This window comes from Marinomonas spartinae (assembly GCF_016461715.1).
Taxonomy (GTDB): Bacteria; Pseudomonadota; Gammaproteobacteria; order Pseudomonadales; family Marinomonadaceae; genus Marinomonas; species Marinomonas spartinae_A.
Genome location: NZ_JAEMUI010000027.1, coordinates 46,821 through 67,296, shown reverse-complemented (window position 1 = coordinate 67,296; position 20,476 = coordinate 46,821). Strand labels below are relative to the sequence as shown.

Annotated in this window: 12 protein-coding genes; 5 read left to right on the top strand and 7 right to left on the bottom strand. The window is 41.3% G+C overall.

What is annotated here, in order from left to right:
• The first annotated feature begins 139 nt into the window (after positions 1-139).
• On the top strand, positions 140-640 hold the full coding sequence (locus tag JHD45_RS19820) for an RNA polymerase sigma factor (protein WP_199478210.1): 501 nt from the start codon (positions 140-142) through the stop codon (positions 638-640).
• A 563-nt stretch (positions 641-1,203) separates the two neighbouring features.
• Here the strand turns inward: JHD45_RS19820 and JHD45_RS19815 are convergent.
• The 3 genes from JHD45_RS19815 to exbB are packed head-to-tail and all read right to left on the bottom strand — an operon-like array spanning position 1,204 to position 3,598.
• Complete coding sequence (locus JHD45_RS19815; protein ID WP_199478209.1) at positions 1,204-2,118, bottom strand: energy transducer TonB; 915 nt, start codon at positions 2,116-2,118, stop codon at positions 1,204-1,206.
• Positions 2,115-2,555 carry a biopolymer transporter ExbD gene (locus tag JHD45_RS19810; RefSeq protein ID WP_233407952.1) on the bottom strand — a complete coding sequence of 147 codons (441 nt, stop codon included), beginning with the start codon at positions 2,553-2,555 and terminating at the stop codon, positions 2,115-2,117. The genes JHD45_RS19815 and JHD45_RS19810 overlap by 4 nt, the downstream gene beginning before the upstream one ends.
• 2 nt (positions 2,556-2,557) lie before the next feature.
• Positions 2,558-3,598 carry a tonB-system energizer ExbB gene (exbB, locus tag JHD45_RS19805; protein ID WP_325097340.1) on the bottom strand — a complete coding sequence of 347 codons (1,041 nt, stop codon included), beginning with the start codon at positions 3,596-3,598 and terminating at the stop codon, positions 2,558-2,560.
• A 431-nt stretch (positions 3,599-4,029) separates the two neighbouring features.
• Here exbB and JHD45_RS19800 point away from each other — a divergent pair, with 431 nt between their 5' ends.
• Positions 4,030-6,738 (top strand): M16 family metallopeptidase, encoded by a 2,709-nt coding sequence (locus JHD45_RS19800; RefSeq protein WP_199478208.1) that lies wholly within the window; start codon positions 4,030-4,032, stop codon positions 6,736-6,738.
• A gap of 65 nt (positions 6,739-6,803) precedes the next feature.
• Positions 6,804-8,087: a thioredoxin family protein gene (locus tag JHD45_RS19795; RefSeq protein ID WP_199478207.1), complete on the top strand. Its 1,284-nt coding sequence runs from the start codon at positions 6,804-6,806 to the stop codon at positions 8,085-8,087.
• Between the two features lie 852 nt (positions 8,088-8,939).
• On the opposite strand, the gene JHD45_RS19790 is transcribed toward JHD45_RS19795, so the two are convergent.
• Together JHD45_RS19790 and JHD45_RS19785 are read right to left on the bottom strand one after the other, a co-directional pair.
• Positions 8,940-11,555, bottom strand: a complete 2,616-nt coding sequence (locus JHD45_RS19790; protein ID WP_199478206.1) for a TonB-dependent siderophore receptor — start codon at positions 11,553-11,555, stop codon at positions 8,940-8,942.
• Between the two features lie 104 nt (positions 11,556-11,659).
• Positions 11,660-14,335: a M16 family metallopeptidase gene (locus JHD45_RS19785; protein WP_199478205.1), complete on the bottom strand. Its 2,676-nt coding sequence runs from the start codon at positions 14,333-14,335 to the stop codon at positions 11,660-11,662.
• Positions 14,336-14,485: 150 nt separating this feature from the next.
• Between JHD45_RS19785 and JHD45_RS19780 the strand changes: the two genes are divergently transcribed.
• Positions 14,486-16,231 (top strand): ABC transporter ATP-binding protein/permease, encoded by a 1,746-nt coding sequence (locus JHD45_RS19780; protein WP_199478204.1) that lies wholly within the window; start codon positions 14,486-14,488, stop codon positions 16,229-16,231.
• 81 nt (positions 16,232-16,312) lie between these two features.
• Positions 16,313-18,064, top strand: coding sequence for an ABC transporter ATP-binding protein/permease (locus JHD45_RS19775; RefSeq protein WP_199478203.1), 1,752 nt, complete (start codon positions 16,313-16,315; stop codon positions 18,062-18,064).
• A gap of 79 nt (positions 18,065-18,143) precedes the next feature.
• Here the strand turns inward: JHD45_RS19775 and JHD45_RS19770 are convergent, their stop codons facing one another.
• The gene (locus tag JHD45_RS19770) at positions 18,144-19,118 is read right to left on the bottom strand and encodes a FecR family protein (RefSeq protein WP_199478202.1); all 975 of its coding nucleotides are present in this window, start codon (positions 19,116-19,118) and stop codon (positions 18,144-18,146) included.
• Positions 19,119-19,528: 410 nt separating this feature from the next.
• The gene (locus JHD45_RS19765) at positions 19,529-20,398 is read right to left on the bottom strand and encodes a DNA ligase (RefSeq protein ID WP_199478201.1); all 870 of its coding nucleotides are present in this window, start codon (positions 20,396-20,398) and stop codon (positions 19,529-19,531) included.
• Positions 20,399-20,476 lie beyond the last annotated feature (78 nt).

Below are 20,476 nucleotides of genomic sequence, written 5' to 3'. Positions count from 1 at the left end.
GCATATCCCTCGGTTCAAATGTAAAAAACTCTTTTTATATAATCTTATGCATTTATAAGAAAATATCACTAGAATATATTCAGAAAATATTTTACATTGATACATAATTTAATTTAACGCATTTCTAGGAGTAAAAACAGTGCTAGCCAATAATGAAGTTGTAGATGTTTTTGTTGATTTATATCCAACCTTACAAAAAATAGTCTCCCACCGTACAGGCTCAGCGCAGGTTGCTCAAGACATCACTCAGGACATGTACTTTCGAATTCTAAAATTGGCAGATCAATTCCCAACACATGATGATGCCCGTAATTATCTTATTAGGATTGCCTTGAATGCTTCTATTGACCATGTTCGCACCGAACAACGTCGCGCTCAACTGCTAAAAGGAACTTTCGAACTGTTTGAAAACCACATGTACTCTCCTGAAGATAATTTGCACTACAGACAAAAAATCAATCAGATTGACGATGCTCTTGCTTCGTTACCCGGGAAGTCTCGCGAAATTCTCTACATGAGTCGAGTTGAAGGTATGACTCACAATGAAATAGCCGAAAAGCTAGGTGTATCTCGAAGCTTGGTAGAAAAGTATGTTGTTAAAGCCGTATTGTTGTGCCGTGATGTAATGAAGAAAAAATAACAGATACATCATTATGGCATATCGGCTAAATAAAAATCGCCTCATCCTTTTAATTCAAGAGGTGATTCAGTTGTCCTTTCGAAATAATAAAAGCAACTTATAATCTACTAAAACAGAAAATTATTATGCAAGGGTGTATCATTATCCTCTTCACAGCTCTGATTCTTTATATTTTAAATGAAGCATTTTTACTAAATAAACACAATTTAAAGTGCTCTTTAGCTTTTTATCGCCTATAAATTAAAGCATGAACTTCATTAAAAAGTCACATTAAGATCAAAATATTCATCCAAAACCCATACTTAAAAAATAATTATCGATATCTTTATAACCTCACATCTAAATTCAGACATAACCAACGGTTAACACAAATATCCAAACAATAAAATTTGTAAAATTACCGCACCTCAAAAAATCAATAATTTTCTAAATTCTCCCTTTAAGATGTTCAAAAAATTAATCAAGAAGCCTACTTCTACTATCCCAAAAATACCACTTTATTTAAAACACTATAAAAGTTGATGCCATATTTAACTTCTAAAAATGACATCAATTTTTCTTCTTCAGCTATTCCTAATGGTAAAAGAGATAGGGACAATCAACTCAATACGGTCTAAATTACCAACAAAAGCACTGGCTGGCGGCTTCGGTAATGGTGTTACACGATCAAGCAACTGCAATGACTCCCTATCTAATGATGCATACCCTTTACTTTTTACAATGGATGAATCAAGCACATTCCCATCCCTATCAACAAAGAATCTCACTAGCACAGTATCTTGTTGCTTCATGCGTAACGCATAACCAGGGTAACGCTTCATTTTCTGCAACTTAGCCAGTATTTCTGACTGCCAGCTTTGTTTTAATGCTGCTAACTGATTGCTCGCCGCCCCAACCCTCTGCGCTTGGTTTTTCTTTGCAACCAACTCACTACTGTTGCTTCGAGTTGTCTCTGGAGTAGTGATTTCGGCTGGCTTGGTTATTTTTTTCGGTTGTTGCCTTACAACAACTTGCTTTTTGGATTCCGGCTTCGGTTTGGGCTTATGTTCAACCTTATGTTTGGGTTTGGGCTTGGGCTTATGTTCAACCTTATGTTTGGGCTTGGGCTTGGGCTTGTGTTCAACCTTATGTTTAAGCTTTGGCTTAGTGTCGTTGACAGCCACCTTAACTTTGGCACTTTTTATTTCTTTTACCGCGGCATGCAGCTTTAGCGGTAAAGATGGAGGAACTGGGGCATCCTCCACCTGTGGTGGTGGCTCGTTAGCTTGCTGTGCAACACTGTCAATGCTAGCTGAATGCGCTGTTGTAGAAATGGCCGCAATAGTAACGACAATTGGTGCCGCCGCACTACTCTTAGCATTCACAGGCTGAGTAGGCTTACTGAGAATGTAAAGCAATACCAGTAAATGAGCACCTGTGGCTATGATAAGACTGATAACCCACAGCAACCTATCCTTCCTAGCTTTGGAACTGGTCATTTTTTACTACCTGCTCCAGTACTCGGCAAGCCAATTAAGGCGACTTTGGTGTAACCACCATCTCGCAATAAGTCCATAAAAGCCATTAAACGACCATAATCTATTTCTTTATCTGCACGAATAAAAATACGTGTATTTTTATCGCCCTTTACCTCTTTATCGAGTGCTCCAACAAAACCGACTTTACTCTGTTTATCATCCCCAATATACATATCACCATTGGTTTTCAGGCTCACAGTAATGGGATGAGAAACATTGTTAGGTTGCTGTTTCGACGTAGTAGATGGAAGATCCAGTTTAATATTTGCAGTTGAGAGAGGTGCAACCACCATAAATATAATGAGTAGTACCAGCATAACGTCGATAAAAGGCGTTACGTTGATCTCTGCCATTGCATCAAGATCGTCATTATCTGAAGATTGAGGGGAAAAAGACATAATTACGCCACACTTGTCAGAGGGTTGTTATGTTGTTTATCTTGCAACGCTTCAAGGTCATGACTAAGCAAACATAAGGTATGAGTCGTTACATCCGAGACAATGATACGATAGCCAGTAATCATTCGACCAAGAATGTTATAGAGAATGACTGCGGGGATCGCAACAACTAACCCTAGCGCAGTTGCAAATAACGCTTCGGCAATGCCTGGGGCAACCACACTTAGATTCGTGGTTTGAGTCTGTGCGATAGAGATAAAACTATGCATAATCCCCCACACTGTGCCAAACAGACCGACAAAAGGCGCAACAGCACTGGTTGTTGCAAGAACACTAGCACCACGACTGGCTCGTCTTGACTCGGACGCCTCTAGACGCTGAAAGCGAGCTTGTACACGTTCTTTAATAGCCTCTATAGAATGGAAAGAAAGACATCCATTTATATGGTTAAGCTCTGCCAAAGCCATCTCTTTCATCCTTTCACAATTTTCTATAGCAAAGTCACTACAGTCATGAAGGGAACGCTTATTTCCAACAGCCGCCAAGCTCTTTTGCAAACGACGACGACGAGATAAAAGCTCACATGTTTTGCCTAACCATATACTCCAACTCATCATAGAGGCAAAGATGAGAATTAAAATAACCGTTTTCACAATACGATCCGCGTGGTCATAAAGTGCAACAGCAGAGAAGTCTTGTACTGTAGAGGTTGACTGATTAGCGACAGGTAAGTTGACACTATCCGTTGTCGGTGTAAGAACAGGTGTTGAGGACGTAGCAGGTGATGAGTCACTTGCATTGGATGCATTGTTTACCGTTACTGGCGCTTCGGTGCTTACCTTTGATTCCCCATCAGGAGATGAATTCACAGTATTAGAACTAGGCAAGACAACAGCAGCACTATCTGTACCAACATCTGTTGAAAGATCACCCGCTTGCACTGTCATAGATACCATTAAAGCTAGGAACAAAGTGAAGCCTATATAGGCCCTTTTTTTTGTTATTGTTTGCAACCCAATCTGTTTTATTAAAAAGCTATTCACACTCACTCCTCACACATAAAGCAAAAATTATAGAATGCACTGCTCATGCAAACTGATCGCCTTATAACCAGTCTTTACTAGCTATACGAAAGAAACGAATCGAATACAGTTTTTCATCAATAAAACCATAAAATAATTAACTATCAGTCACAATAATGAAAACAAAGGGTGCTAGTTGAGGGGCGAATAGATATAAGTTTTTCAGTGAAATTGTCAAATAAACTGCGTCTATAAAGGAATGCAAGCATCTTTCAAAGAGTTGTAATACAGATCTACTCCCTATGAAGGAATTTTTTTAACCTAACTTATGCGGAGAATAACGCCCTCACTCGTTTCATTGTCAATAGTTCCCCAACTGAGTTGCTGGAAGAGTGGGTACCTACATCGATATTTCACCCTAACAGAAACCCGTTCATCTGAGAGGATACACTTTGACAACATCATTTAAATCAAAGCCAACAGATAATGCGAATGAGCCCTTTGCTGACATCAATATTCCCGTTACCACTTTTACATTGGATAACGGCCTGACCGTAATAGTGTCAGAAAACCACGATGTTCCATTAGTGTCATTACAATTAATCTATCAAGTTGGCTCAAAAGATGAACCTAAAGGCAAAACAGGGTTTGCTCATCTCTTTGAACACTTAATGTTTGAAGGTAGTGAACATGCTCAAGGCTCTTTTCTTGAAAACATGACACGTGCTGGTGCCACAAACTTAAACGCGTTTACGGAAGCCGATAACACGACCTACCATTTTACCGTACCAGTCGGCTCTCTTGATTATGCACTCTTTATGGAGTCGGACAGAATGGGGCATTTTTATAACACCATCAACCAGCAGTCATTAGATCAACAGCGTCGAGTAGTTCTCAACGAAAAAATGGAAACCGAGGCAGGTCCCTATGGAAAACTGTATGAATGCAAGTCCAAAGGCTGCTTTCCAAAAGATCACCCCTACGCACACACCATCATTGGAGAAAAAGACGATTTAGAGTCTGCCACATTAGAAGATATTCAGCAGTGGTTTCGAACCTACTATACCCCTTCAAATGCCGTACTAGCCCTTAGTGGGGACATTGATCTTGAAACTGCTTGTTATAAAGTGACGCATTGGTTTGGAGATATACCTCCTGGCCCCCCAATAACTCGGCCAGTGAGCTGGATTGCTGATATATCCCCCCAAAGACGGGACCGCTTTCAAGCAAAAGTAGCCAATAGCACGTTAATGCTAATATGGAATACTCCACCCGCTGGTACCCTTGACCATACTTTATTCATCATAGTAGCGGATTATCTTGCAGCAGGAATCTCTTCCTTACTCATTAAGAAGTTAGTACATGAAGACAACATCGCCAGCACCATACAAGCAGAAGTCACCAATACATCACTTTGCAGCCAATTCATTATTACCGCAACGGTTTCCGACAACACTAGATTAACAGAACTTGAAAAGCGCTTATTGGAAGAAGTAAACGACTTCATTAAAATTGGCTGCGATGCTGAACAACTTCGACAAGTAAAACATGATATTCTGATTACGTTTGATGAATCCTATAAAACTTCAGCACAAATTGCCGCTTTACTCTCCAGTACTCACGTTATGCTTGGTGACGCCAGTGCCTATAAAAAACTAATAGAAGACGTTCGTCAAGCTCAACCAGAAGCAATCCAACGAGCCTCCCAATACTGGTTAACGCGCCCACATTATACATTAGAGATTGAGGCTTTCTCAGTACAGAAGGATAGTGCAGCCATAGCTGCTGATCGCTCGCATCCTCCAGCTATTCTGCCACCAAAACCGACACAAATGCCTGCAATACAGCACGCGCTTCTTGATAATGGCATGAAACTGGTACTGCTTGAACGCCACAGTAACAGTGATATTTGTCTTAACCTGCTATTACCAAAAGCCCTGCAGACACGCCCTGGACAATATCAATTATTACTTAACTTATTAGAAGAAGCCGGTGCAGACAAAAAAGATGCATTTGAATTTAATCAATCCTGTCGAGATATTGGCTGTCGCATCCACCTTCGTAATCAGCTGCAACACATCTCTTTGCAGCTTTCCTGCCGAGTGGCTAATTTTTCTGATGCGTTAAAACTATTCAATGATCGCATCCAACACAGCATACTCACTGAAGAAGATTTTCTTCGCCAACGCTTATTGTTACAAAACGTGTTAAAAGAACAGAAAAATACAGCTAGTGCGCAAGCTTTAAGAGTATTGCCGGGACTAATCTACCCAAGAGGTCACGCTTGTCGAGTCGCTGAAGGAATCGAAGGCACAGCACTAAGCCTTACACAAACAACATTAGCAGAACTCAACCAAGCCCTCCCAGAACTGCTTAATGTTAACGGTGCCACGTTAGTGGTAACTGGTGATACTACATTAGATGAACTGCTGCTATTACTGAATCAATCAATTGGCAAAATTCCCTGTCGGCCCCGAACAATAATACCATCTCCAACTGTGTATCCCCCAACAAATACACGAGTTTTCTTACTTGATGTTCCAGACGCAGCACAAACTTCTATCATTGCCGCCTCCTTAATACCGGGTGTGGCGGAAAATAAGAATGAAGCTCTATTTGAGTTACTGGATACCATTTTTGCCAGTGGCTTTACTTCACGAATTAATATGAACTTGCGCGAAGAAAAAAACTGGACTTACGGTGCAAGAGGAAACCTGATCGATGATCCACATCACCGAGTGCACTACATTCAAACAGAAGTACAAGCAGACAAAACCTGTGATGCGATTAACGAAATTCGCAATGAGTATGAAGCGTTAACCAATCAAAGACCGATAACAAAAGAGGAATTGAATACGGCAAGAGACACAACGCTATTAAGCTTTTGCAGCACAATAGAGAGCCTTCAAGGGCTAAATACTATGACCTCTTGGTTAGTGCGTAATGATATGCCAGATGATTTTTGGCTACATCACCAACAACAAGTCGGTCAAGCCTGTGAACAACAGATAAACACCCTGGCACGCACTTTATTTTCTATAGACCAACTTACTTGGGTTATTGCAGGGGACATCAAATCGTTTAAGCAACAGCTTGCCGAACAATTCTCTCCTTATAGCTTAAACATCATTACTGATTCGGACAATGATCTCTATGACTAATCCCCCCAGATACAACTTCTGCCTCACAGCTGTTGTCTAATTGTTACTACTAAACCGGAGTTAATATGTCTAACCTTATTATCAATTTAACAGATGTCACAGTGGACGATGTGTTAAACAACACAACGACACCTATATTGCTAGATTTATGGGCACCTTGGTGTGGGCCCTGCCTAACCATAGCCCCTCTACTGGAAAAAATTGCTCAAAATACAGTTGGGCAACTTACTGTTGCAAAACTGGACACTGAAAAGTATGAAAGCCTCATACCTCGGTTTCGTGTACGCAGCATTCCCACTTTAATTCTATTCTACAGAGGCAAAGAAGTATCGCGCAAAATCGGTGTCGATTCACCATCCGATCTTAATAATTGGTTACGAGCACAGGACATAGATGTTGAAGACTCAGAAGAAATCGTCATTAAAGAAGCCTACAAATGGCCTTCCTTTTACCAGGATGAAGCACTATTTGTTTTTTTGACCCAACGCATACAAAAAAAAGCCCTTGCTGGCGAGATTTCATGCTACAACTTCCCTCGCCCTGAGAATCTGCTCACTACTCCATATGCTCTAGCTGGGCAAGAATCCTATGATGTCTTTGAGCGTGTTACAGGCCTCCCCCCTTCACTGGCCGTATGGCTTGAAGTTATGGATTACACCACGCCAAAACAGATCAATGAGCTCACTAATGCTCTGACAATCGGCAAAGACTATAGCCATGTCGCGCTACAAATGATCTTTAACTGGCTAGCGAGTAATGAGACACCTTGGCAAACACTCCTGCCCGACACACTTCTTGACGCTCGTCAGCACTGGCTTAGCCTGGTAACAGACTACTTGGCAGGCAAATCGACACCAAGAAAAAGCTGGCTTGCAATACAAACACAAGCCAATGAATTTCTTGCACAAGCAGAGCAAAGTCATCAATTTTCCTTCCATTACAGCACAATACTTGCACTCCTATCCCCCCTTCCAGGAACGTCCATAGAAGACAACCAAGCCATAGAGGCGATCATTTACAACTTAGCTGAATGTCAAATATATTCCGAAAAATTGAAATCTGGCTGGAGTCTAGAAGAGCTTGATATGGCAAATGACCGTTGGAATTGGATCGAACCACAGATCCCCATTGATATTTCCGAAGAAGATTACGAACTATTATTCAAAGAGCTATGCCTTCGGTGGTCACAGAAAGCACCTGAGTTTACGGCGTTTGCTGAAAAAGAAGCTACTTTCAACAAACACGTTTCGAGCATACAAAATAAACTTAACCAAGGCATGCAAAAACGCTTTATACAACTATTAAAAGAAGCTCCAGATACACACGAGCAATATCGTTTTATCGGATAAGCACATTTTCTGCTCCACCTTGCATGACACTGATAATGCAAAAAAGAAACAATAACAAGGTCTGAGTTTATATTATCCTCAGACCTTTTCTTTTGCCCCTACTCTTTATTTTTATAAAAAAGACATACTAAAACTCTATTCTTTTATTGGCATCTGTCTATCAAGATTAGATGTAACAAAAAACAGTCTAAATTTGTGGTGTAGGTAAAGAATCATTCTCAAACAGATAGTCAATTTTTCTGCCCACTATCCTCTTATATAATTCTGAAAGAAAGCTATTGACTCCTGACTGATAACATAAATAATTGCATATCAAGTAGGATGAGGCGATACCACCTTATCCCTCTCACAGAACCGTACGAACAAACCTTATATACGGCTCTTGCATACTTCGTATCACTACCAATAGTGATGCAATCTTCAATTTAAAACGCTGCGTGCCAAATGCGGATAATCTTCTTAGCCTTACATGTTGGTAACATTCAATGCAGGTTCTGCTCTGTTGTAAAGGCAATCTACCAGAGTAAGCTACAAAAACTTCCCTCATCATTCCTAGTGAACCAATAAAACGTCTCCTGTTGATCAGACAGCTTGTGTATCTACGTAACGCATAAGATTACTCATTATTATGCTCTTAAGCTTTAAGTCGTCCATTGATGCACGCGCCGGATACGATGCCAGTCTTCCCTAGGCACGAACACTGACGACATGTTAACAATGCCACCTTCAACCACAGCCTAAGCCTGAGACAGATTTCTTTCAACCTGATGGGGTTGCTAGCTTCGCTGGGCAAACACAAAAAACCCCGACAATATCGGGGTTCTAAAAGGAACAACAGAAAGGGGAAAATTTTTATTCAAACTTTCCAGTTAAAGTCAACATGAAGTTGCGAGGCTCTCCATACCAATAGTTACCAAAATCATTACCTAATGTCTGATAATATCTACGATCAAATAGATTATCAGCAAGCAAAGCAATGTTCCAATTTCTATTAATATTGTAACCTACACGAGCTGACCACACGGAATAAAAGCTACTTTTGAAGCGATAAGGATGAAGTTCAAAACTCTCATCATCGAAGTACGTCCCGTTAACATAAGAGGCAGACTGAGCGCGAACACCCACACCAAACTGAAAACGATTTAATAGCTCACTGGAATTAAAGTGAAAATCATTCCACAGTTTAAAGATATGTTTCGGAATAAAGGTCTGTAAAGGTTTACCTTTACCGTCCGCCCCTTGCTCACCTTGGTGAGAAATATTGTACGTATAACCTAAGGTCATTTGCCACCAAGGTTTAAGCGTTCCGCTAATCTCTAAATCAGCCCCTTCACTAATATCCGGTGAGGTTGAATTCTTATAATACCCAGTACGACCACCACCTAAATCAACTTGAGATTCACTAATCTGCACCCCTGAACCTGAACGCTGACTCCGATAAAGCGACAAAGAAGCATTTAACATACCGTCAGGCTGGGCGAACTTTAAACCCGTTTCATAGTTGCTACCCGTTATAGGGCCTATCGCCTTTCCATCTAAACCAATGTCATCAAGTTGCGGACTATATACATCAGTATAACTGCCATACCAACTCCAGTTATCATTAATATCATAGCTGATAGCGTAGTATGGGCTCTCGAAACTATGGCCTGAACTATTTGTTTTATATGGCTGCGGACCGAAGTTACCGTTAGCATCCACACCACTCTGATATTGAAGATCCTCTGTTCGATAGCTGTTTAATCTTAGTCCCGTAATAAGGTGCAACGGCTTCCAAGGGGTGATCTCAATACGCGCATAAAGCCCCCATTGATTTAAGTTATCAAAGCCCTTTAAGGCATAGTTAGATGCCGGAATATTAGGCTTAGGGTAGGAATAATCCCAATTAAAAGGATCATAGGTAAAATCATCAGGCAAAATATAATGGTCATAATCTGATGGATATGTTATATCCGAACGAATACGCTGATAATTCCCCCCCAACGTTATTTTCTGCGGTAAACCCCACACAATAAACTGGCCATTTAATGTTGCATCAAGCGAGTCTTGATAACTATGAGTCCGATTAGAAGTTGCCGATACTCCCAGCCTTGTACCGTCTAGAGGGATGCCACCAAAAGAGACTCCCTGTACTGAAATATTGTAATTTTTTTGTGCTAAGCGAGTATAATTGATCTTTCCATTCCAGTGATCACTAAATGTCTGAGTAATCGAGCCAAAAAGCTCAAGGGTATCATTATCATTTTTAGTCCATGGAAATGTATACGATGTATCTCTTGGAAGCTTAGAGTCTTTGCCATTTGCATACATCATCAAACCGCCATAAAACGGCACACCGCGCATTTGGCTATAACTTCCACCAATGTTTAAAAGGGTACTGGGAGTTAAGTCTGCCTCTAGTGTTCCAAAAATGCTTTTATTATCGTCGTATGCCTCTTTATAAAAATGATGAGTTTTATCCCAAGTTAATACGGTTCTTCCTCGTACTTTGCCATCAAAACCTAGTGGACTACTCACATCCAGCACATTACGATAATGATCCCAGCTCCCCACAGAGCCTTCCCAGATTGCCTGATAATGGTCAAGCGGTCTTTTACGCACAAGGTTAACCACACCACCAGGCCCTGCACCATTGGAGCCATTAAACAACCCATCAGCCCCTCGCAACACCTCCACATGATCGTACTCTGCCATATTAAAATTTGGCTGAAAACGATAGCCTACCTGTGAATTCCCTGAGATATCAATAGGCGATCCACCATCGATTTGCATATTAGTAATCTGGTAGCCACGGGAATAAAACGACATTGAACGAGAGTTACCATTCTGCTGAGTCGTTATCCCTGTAGCGTGTTGCATGGCCTCATTCAGGTTTTGAATACCTTCTTCCTGCATGGCTTTTTGCGTAATAACACTCACAGACTGAGGGGTTTCTTTAATACTTGTCGGCCCTTTCGACCCGACGGACAGTATGCTGCCATTTAAACTGTTAGAACCTTCGGTCGCCGTAATATCGCGACTGCCATTCACGCCCTCATCTACTGTAGCGGTATCAACATTAGTACCATTAACCTGTACCGTGCCCAGTACTTGAGTTCCTTTAGGAGATACAACGGCAACACTGTATATTTCAATTGTATTAGAGTTGATATATTTAAACGCCAGAGAGGTACCAGATAATAAGGCACGCAAAGCCTCATCAGACTGATATTTACCCTTGACGCCTGTGCTCGATAGCCCTGTCGTTAAATTACTAGGTGCAATCAACTGCAAACCACTTTGTTGACCAAAAGTTAATAAAGCATTACTCAAAGGCCCGCCTGGAATATCGAAATCATGACTATTTAAAACTTTTTTTTCAATTTTTGCTTTCACACTGGCATTCTGTGCAAATAACAGTGGACTCGTAGCAAAACTGCTACTAAGTACCGCTATCATCAACCATGAATTATAATTTTTTGTTCCCATTGTATTACCCTGTATGATGAAAGTTGACGTTGTCCTTAATTGAACGAATCAGAAGCAAAAACTCATCAAATTTGTGCGAAAAAAGTGATAAAATAACTAAAATACTAAGAATAATATTCATCTTTATATTGAAAAACATAATTAGCAGACAGAGATAACATGGATTCTAGCTCGTTGGAATAGCGTGCCACATCCCCCTGTATAATCCATTTTCCTTTTTTTGGTAAAAGAAACTTATTAATTAAATTATTAACGTCCTCAATATTGATTGACTGAATTTTCTCTGCTAATTCAAGCCAATAATCTTTACCCAATTTTTGACGAACCAATAACTCCTGCTGACACATTGTCTCGTAATCATTAATTGGCTTACTCAGGCGCAAACATTCACTTTGAACTAACGCCTTCATTTCTTTTATGGTTAATGGTTTAGTCGTCAGTAATTCATGAAGTTCCTGACAAATTGCACGTATTGACGGCACGATACTGTCTACCCCTACCACCATTTCAAAACCTAACAATCGGGTTTCTGGAAATTCATGCTGCATTCCTACCACGTTATAAGTCAGCCGATATACCTCTCGCATACTAAAGTTTATCCGCGAGCCAAAACTAGCAGCCAATAACGGGTAAATTAATTGCGTCGCTGCATCATCCCCCCCTCCTCTCCCTGGCAAAACAAAAAAAGTGTTCAAATTAACGACTGGGAATTCTGGTTGATTAACCAACACCAATGCCCCTTCAAGTGACGGTGGTGATAGCAAGATCTCGGAGGAAAGCTCACTTTTATTTGATACCCAGCGGCTCTCTAACAACTCTAAAAGTGTGGCTTGTTGAGATTCAGGCAGTGATCCATGAATCATTAAGGTGGCATTTTCAGGTCGATAATGCGCTTGATAGAAGGTTTGCGCACTATCGGTAGTGAGAGACTGTATTGATGCCCTACTACCTAGTGTAAAAGCAGGACGTCTCAATGGATGCGATGGTGCAAACGTCATCATAGGCAACACCCATTGCACAACTTCTTGCGTTTCTATCATTTTCAAATAATAATCACGATGACTATTAATAAGCATCTCATCGGCTAGCGGCAAACAAGCCCTCGTCACTGTATCAGAGAGTAGACTCAATAAAGCACCAACATTCTTTGCTTGAGCTTGCATACGTAGAGCAACATTTTCCACACTAACATCTATTTCATAAAATAGATTTTGTTGTTGTATCTGCTGCTGAAACGACTCATTAGCACACACAAGACCTGCTACTAAATTCGCTAGTCCCTCTTTACCCACCGGATCGTATTTTGATCCTGCATTGACAATCAAACTGATGCTCACCATAGAGGCATCGTCCGATTCGTTTTGGATCACCCGTAGCCCATTAGACAACACAAAATCCTGAGTTGTAGTGACTTTTTTCATCGGTGCAACCTTTATAACGGGCGGTGTACGAGGTGCGAGTGTTGCTAAAGACGCCTCACCAAGATAGGAATAAGGCTCAACTGTTAGTACCAAACGCCCTCGCCCTAGCCATTCACTTGCAGCAGACAACACGTCATCGACAGACATCATCATTGCTTGCTTAACTCGTAATTGAGCGCCTTCTGCTTTGCTTGGATACATTTCATGCTTACCCAGCTCCGCAGCCAAAGACAGATTATCGGACCAAGCCTCATCAACTGATTGCAGAAAAGCATATTGGCTATATTTTAATGACTCTGCATTGAGCCCCTCGTGTAACATATCCTGCAATGCCTGCAGAGCAATACGCTCAACGTCAAGAGGCAATACATCAGAAGGCAACACAATTCGTAAATTAAAATAACTAGCGAGCATGCCTGTTTCGATAAATGCGCTAATATCAGTCGCCAGAGCGTTCTCTACCATTAAACGTTTAACCAACAGCGACTCGGCTGTATCCACCAATAGCCCAGCAAATAGCTCTAAGGCAATGGTACTTTGTTCAATATAAGGTGGGACAACCCAACAAATGCGCAGCAATGTTGACTCCACACGATCTTGCACAGTAACACGACGTTCATTAGATAATATTGGTAACCAACGATCACATTTCTCTAGCGCGGGACCAGAGGGTATATGCCCAAAATACTCTTTTACCTTCGCAAGAGCTTGCTCTGCCGTTATGTCACCCGCCAATGTAATAACGGCGTTATTAGGTCTATAAAACTTTGATAGCCATCCTATTACCTGAGTAAAATCAATATTTTGTAAATCATCATACTCTCCAGCAACCTTATGAGCATAAGGATGCTCGGCCGGAAACAAATGTCGCAAAATAGCCCCTTGCACCGAACCATAAGGTTGCAACTCTCCCTCTTCCATTTCCCGAGTCACCACATCGCGCTGAGTCTCTAGAGCTTCTGCTGTCAACTCGGTTAGTAAAGCTCCCATGCGGTCAGACTCAGCAAACAGAGTAAAATCAAGGGATCCAACAGGAACGGACTGAAAAAACTGGGTCATATCTGCGTTGGTTACGCCATTAAGTCCTTGTGATCCGGCCTGCTCCAGATGACTGATATAACTACCAGGCAATGCCTCACTACCCGAAAACATCAAATGCTCCATCAAATGCGCAAAGCCAAACATTCCTTTTGGTTCATCTTTAGCGCCAACGTTATAGCCAACATGCACTGCAACCATTGGCACTTGATGGTCCTCATGTACTAATAACGTTAAGCCGTTATCCAGTTTAAAACGTTGAAATGCAAGATCAGGTACACTTGCGACTAATTCAGCCTCTGCATTAGCTTGATTGTTCATATAGTATCCACACTAAAAAAAAACGCTAATAAGTTGTTACCTATAAAACGCGTCACGTCTCGGTTTCCCACAATTTTTATTAGCATTCTGTGGATTTTTCTCTTCTCAATCGTTTCATAAACACGAATAAATACCTTCTGGGATGCTTAAATGCCTATTGAGACAAATCAAATGAACGATGAACGCAGTTACAAACTGAATAGATTACTTTTTCGTCGACTATATGACTTGAGTCTCCCCTATTGGACCAGAAACGAAGCTTGGAAATCATGGCTAATCGTTATAATGCTGCTTTTTTCTTCTGCTGCTATCGGTATTATAGGAGGGTATGTTTCTTACTTAGTCGCAGATTACACCAATGCACTCGTTGACAAGAATGCTAGTATTTATTGGAGTCTAATGATTTGGACGACATTTGTCGTTTTTATGCGAATATTACTCTCCAGCGTAACTGGGTTTTTCAGCTCTTGGATAGTATTGAATTGGCGTCAATGGATGACAGAACAAATAACTCAATCCTATATGCGAAACCGAACTTATTATGAGATTGAGCAAAGTAAGTTTATAGACAATCCAGATCAGCGTATTCAAGATGAAGTAGCTAATGTCTGCCAAACAATCGTCGGCCTCCCCCAGTTTGTTATCAGCTCTCTAACGAACATTGCCGTGCAGGCAAGCATAATTTTAAACGTCTCCACGGGGCTATTTTGGTTCATCCTTATATATGCCATCGTTAATACATTCGTAACAATATGGATTTATAACCCAACCATTAAACTGAACTGGGCAGTGACTGTCGCTAAGGCCAATATGCGCACAAAGTTAATGGCTGTACGCGATCATGCAGAAACCATTGCCTTTTATCGCGGTGAACGCAGCGAGAGATTACACTTGAACCAGCGTCTTAAGGACGTTATGCAGGCTAAGCTTAAACTCATGTTTTACAATAATATAAATATGAGTGCCGTTAACGAAGTACTCTCTCTAATATTCAATTTGCTTCCTATCTTGTTTGTTGTTCCGCTCTACCTCCAGGGTCATATATCCTACGGCTCAATCGGCCAGGTAACAGCTGCAGCGTCGACAGTCTTGTCGGGGCTATCAGTCATTTCTCAGCTAATACCAACTGCAACTAGTGTTATGCCAAGCGCAATGCGACTGGCTGAGATTCAAGAAAAATCTTTGGCACTCTCTCAAGAGAACACCAACACAAACCGTATCCATTATATTGAGGGCGACCATATTGAGCTAAATCAAATCAATGCAGAGACCCCTAACGGCGAACAACAACTTGTCAAGGATCTGACGATGAAAATTCTCCCAGGCCATCATACCGTCATTGTTGGGCAAACTGGGGTGGGTAAAAGCTCTCTGCTGCGGGTTATTTCAGGGTTATGGAATAGAGGACAAGGTGAGGTTGTGCTACCTCATTGGCGACAATTAATGTTTATCCCTCAACAACCCTACATGCATCTAGCAGACTTACGCTCACAGCTACTCTACCCTACCCCTAGCAACACAGGAAGCTTCGACGACGCAGACATACAGGAAGCTTTTACTCTCTTAGGTCACCCCAACTTTCTGGCGAAACACGGAGGTTTAGATTGCATTAAAGATTGGCGGAAGGTGCTCTCCCTCGGTGAACAACAGTTAATCGCATTCACGCGCATCGTCTTACGCAAACCACGCTATGTCTTTCTCGACGAAGCAACAAGCGCAATGGATGTAGAGAACGAAAAACACGTCTACAAAGTATTGAAGCAACTAGACATTACCTTTGTGAGCGTTGGTCATCGCGAAACACTATTGAGATTCCATAACCAAAAGCTTCACTTGTTACCTGACAGTAAATGGCAACTCACACAACAAACAACCCTATTCAACGCCATGCATTAAGGCCTGACCCAACACTGACAGCGTGATTCAAATCGGCACGGTCTGACATTTATCTATTTTATTAATTAAAAGGAAAACAATATGGCCATTATGTTATCGGAACTTGAAAACGACAAGCAGAGGCATAAGCTTAATTGGCTGTTCTTTCGTCGGGCCTTGATGCTGGCAAAACCCTATTGGACGCGCAAAGGCGCATGGAAATCATGGCTGGTTGTCGTTTTTATATGCCTTATGATAGCAGGTTTTAGTTGGGCTAATGCCTATGTTGTTAAGCTTACTGGCGAAGTAACTGACGCATTAGTCGATAAGAAAAGCTCTTTGTACTGGTCATTATTTACTTGGTCAACACTCTTTGGCGTTATCATATTTGGTGCTAGAGTCATACAGAGCCTTGTCGGTGCGTTACTATCTTTACATTGGTGGCGTTGGCTGACTGAATATTTGATCGGTAACTATCTATATCGGCAAACCTATTTTCATATACTACAAGATGAAAAGATCGACAACCCAGATCAACGTATCGAAGAAGAAGTTGGGCCAGTTTGCGATATTATTGGCGCATTCCCTCTTCAAGTTCTCGGTTCAATAAGCAACATGGGAGTACAAACCAGCATCATGGTAAGCATATCCAGTTCGCTGTTTTTTTGTGTGATTGGTTTTTCTATTTTTCAATCTCTCGCAATTTATCTGATGAACCAGCCCATTATAAAGCAACAATTTGACATAACCGTTGCCGAAGCGGATCTGCGCTACGGTATAACCTATGTACGCAACAATGCCGAGAACATCGCTTTTTATCGCGGCGAGGAAACAGAAACTAACAATATTAGCGCACGCATGAAAAATGTTGTCAAAAAACAAATGCGTAATATGATTTATTCAATTTATCTGAATCTCATGAACGATGGTGTCGGCGTAGTTTGGAATTATCTTCCACTAATTGTACTGGTGCCAATGTATTTTAATGGAGAAATAAGCTATGGCACCATCGCCCAAGCAACAGCCTCTGCCACCTTGCTAGTCGATAGCCTAACGGTATTATCATCTTATATTCCCCAATTAAGTCAAGCCGTTCCTCATATGGTACGTGTGGCAGAAATCCATGAAGCATTTCTCAAATTAAAGAGTAATCAACAGGACCCAGACAATCACATCGTGCTGAAACAAAGTGACACTATTCAGTTAAAAGATGTCAATCTTAAAACTCCAAAAGGAGAACAATCCCTCGTCAATCAACTTAACCTACAATTAAATAGGGACTGCCGATTAATAATTGTTGGTCGCTCTGGCGTTGGTAAAAGTTCCTTGTTGCGAGCGATTGCAGGATTGTGGAGCAACGGTACTGGAACCATTTCTCTTCCTATGGAGGAAAATACCTGTCTTTTTTTACCACAGCGCCCCTATACCTTTGAGGGTGACTTACGTAGCCAACTTTATTATCCTGCAGAGAAGTCTCCTGTCAACGATGACGAACTAAAAAAGCTATTAAACAAAGTTTGCTTGGAGGACCTCTTAACACGTCATGGTTCGTTGGATACTGTAAAAGACTGGCCTCATACTCTATCTCTTGGAGAGCAACAACGCATTGCCTTTCTCAGAGTGCTACTCCTTAAAGCTCGCTATGTGTTTCTCGATGAATCTACCAGTGCAGTGGATCTACCAACAGAAAAAGCACTTTATAAGCTATTAGAAACTACAGGATCCGCTTGGATTAGTGTCGGACACCGCCCCAGCCTACTGCCTTTTCATAATCAGGCGATGCACTTGCAAAAAGGTGGTCAATGGACAATACGGTCAATTGAAGAACTAGCTGAACACGAAGATGACATCTAACTTATAAACAAATTAAGGCAGCCAAAGCTGCCTTAATACTCTTAAATACTGTTACTATTAACCAGCGCTTCCCTAATAATCAACGTTTCCTGACCCAGACGACAGGCCCAAGTATATCGACATTAACGGGCAATGATTGTTGCAAACCATCATACCACTCTTTAAGGTGATGTATGTCTATAATAGAACTTAGCTTAATATTGGCAAGCGTGTCACTGTCAAACATTATCACTCGTTTATCATAATGCTTAAGCACCGACAGTATGCTACTTAATGACTGATTTTCAAATACCAATTTTCCCGTATGCCATGCCAGTACCTGGCCAGCATTAACTTTTTTGATTTGGACAGCACTTATCCCATCGATCACTTTAACCTGTTGATTTGCATCTAGCTGCATATCAGAAGAACCGTTATGACTCACCTCAACTTTGCCTCTTTCTACGGTCACCGTCATAGAGTTATCACCACGCTCGACACCAAAACTGGTGCCAAGAGCTTTCACTTTTCCAGCCCCTGCCTCAACAATAAATGGTCGTAAAGGATTATGAACAACATCAAAAAAGGCTTCACCATACGCCAGACGAACAAAACGTTTACCTGCACTAAAATAAATATCTGCAGCGCTGTCCGCATCCAACCACATCTTACTTCCATCCTCTAAGGAAAGCATTCGTTGCTCTCCTGTTGAGGTATATTGATCGTATTGCCAGCGAGTTAACCAGTTTTGAGCAAATACACCTATCGATAAGATCAGCAATATAGGCAATATAATCTGCCAGCGAAAAAAGTAGGAACGAAAACCTTCTTCTGATGAAAAAGAGGCAATATCATCCGGCTGATAATAGCTTTCTAAAGGGGTCCCCATACTCACCCATAAGTGACGCGCCTCAGATAAGGCCACTTCATGACGATTGTCAGCCCTACGCCAGATTTCAAAATCCTTAAGTTCTTGACTCGTCACATCACCAGAAGTAAGACGAACAAGCCAATTAATAGCGTCTTCTACTTCAGCATCTGTTGCTTGCTGTTCTTCATCCTGAAACTTTGACATACATGATCACAACTGCAGTTTAAGGTTATGTTTAGATAACATTCATTGACTCCTTCCCATGAACATTCAATAATCAATCTTTCTAATCTGCTCAACTCCCACAGAGCAATACGTTCTACTACACGATAAACCAGTGGAGATGATTGAAGATTGCTACACCACTTAATATCAATTTAACCATCTGCACCAGTTAACAAGATAACGTTTCACACAGTAATTTATCTCAAAAAAAAATCGCTAAACTCAAATAATCTACTTATTTTTCCTATCTTATATTGCCATTTGTTAATTATAGTCAAGAATAATGCGAAAACACCTCATGATTGCAGTCCCACCTTCAATTTTCTCATGTAACTTTTCTTTAGAGCAGTAGATAATGTATCCTCGACAGCTTGTTTCTATGACGCTGTCTATTTGATGGGCCTATCTTCTGCAGGATAACGAACCCGCATAAAACTGGCAAAGCGAGGAATACCGCGTTTGGTAAAACCATGGTATTGATAAGTAATCACATCGCCAATATGAGGTGGATTGGCACGATCTTCATCCGTAAACCCCGTCCCTATTTTAAATTGAGTACCAGAAGGCATTTCAACGATTAACGCTCCCAGCATGCCCTTGTACTTGCCTTGCCCCGGTGTCTTACCGATGACGGTTGCTTCATCGTCCATATAAGGCTTGAGCTTCAATAGGTTACCAGTGCGACCACTTTGAAACATCGCCGCTTTACGGTGTAACACTAACCCTTCAGCCCCTTTTTTCACATACTCGTCCAGTACATGACTTAATGTTTGGTTATCCGGTACGGTAAATTGTTTGATGGCTTTAACAAAAGGGGCATGAATAGCTTCCACAATATGCGCGTAACGCTGACTGCGCTCAGCAAAATTGTGCTTATAATCTGGTGCATCAAACACCATGTAATAAATCTTATGCCACTGAGAATCGATGGGCTCATCTTTAGTGACAGCGGAGGCAACGAACTGAAAATCATGATGTTTGGACCATAGCTCTCCATCAAGCCAAACCCCTTTGGGCAATGCCTGAATAAACCAAGCAGGCGCATGAATCGGCTTTCCTTGACGACTCAATAACTCAGTGCCCGTCCAAATCCCACGAATTCCATCATACTTTTCACTCACCAGATAATCCGTAACAGGATAAGCCCCCTTTTCATCGCCGTAACGCTTTGCTAACTGCACATCCATTTGTGCGTTTGAGAAGGATGAAAACAACACTCCTACACTGACAACTAACCCTAGCAACACCTTGCTCAACATCGTTCACTCCTTTGAACTATTTAATATGACATGAAAAACATCACGCTAAACAAAATTATCTTACTTTGCAAACCAGCC

What these genes read in the sequence shown, in the direction of transcription:
- JHD45_RS19815 (WP_199478209.1), bottom strand. Translation starts at nt 2,118, where the DNA reads ATGACCAGTTCCAAAGCTAGGAAGGATAGGTTGCTGTGGGTTATCAGT.
- JHD45_RS19810 (WP_233407952.1), bottom strand. Translation starts at nt 2,555, where the DNA reads ATGTCTTTTTCCCCTCAATCTTCAGATAATGACGATCTTGATGCAATG.
- JHD45_RS19795 (WP_199478207.1), top strand. Translation starts at nt 6,804, where the DNA reads ATGTCTAACCTTATTATCAATTTAACAGATGTCACAGTGGACGATGTG.
- JHD45_RS19790 (WP_199478206.1), bottom strand. Translation starts at nt 11,555, where the DNA reads ATGGGAACAAAAAATTATAATTCATGGTTGATGATAGCGGTACTTAGT.
- JHD45_RS19785 (WP_199478205.1), bottom strand. Translation starts at nt 14,335, where the DNA reads ATGAACAATCAAGCTAATGCAGAGGCTGAATTAGTCGCAAGTGTACCT.
- JHD45_RS19780 (WP_199478204.1), top strand. Translation starts at nt 14,486, where the DNA reads ATGCCTATTGAGACAAATCAAATGAACGATGAACGCAGTTACAAACTG.
- JHD45_RS19775 (WP_199478203.1), top strand. Translation starts at nt 16,313, where the DNA reads ATGGCCATTATGTTATCGGAACTTGAAAACGACAAGCAGAGGCATAAG.
- JHD45_RS19770 (WP_199478202.1), bottom strand. Translation starts at nt 19,118, where the DNA reads ATGTCAAAGTTTCAGGATGAAGAACAGCAAGCAACAGATGCTGAAGTA.
- JHD45_RS19765 (WP_199478201.1), bottom strand. Translation starts at nt 20,398, where the DNA reads ATGTTGAGCAAGGTGTTGCTAGGGTTAGTTGTCAGTGTAGGAGTGTTG.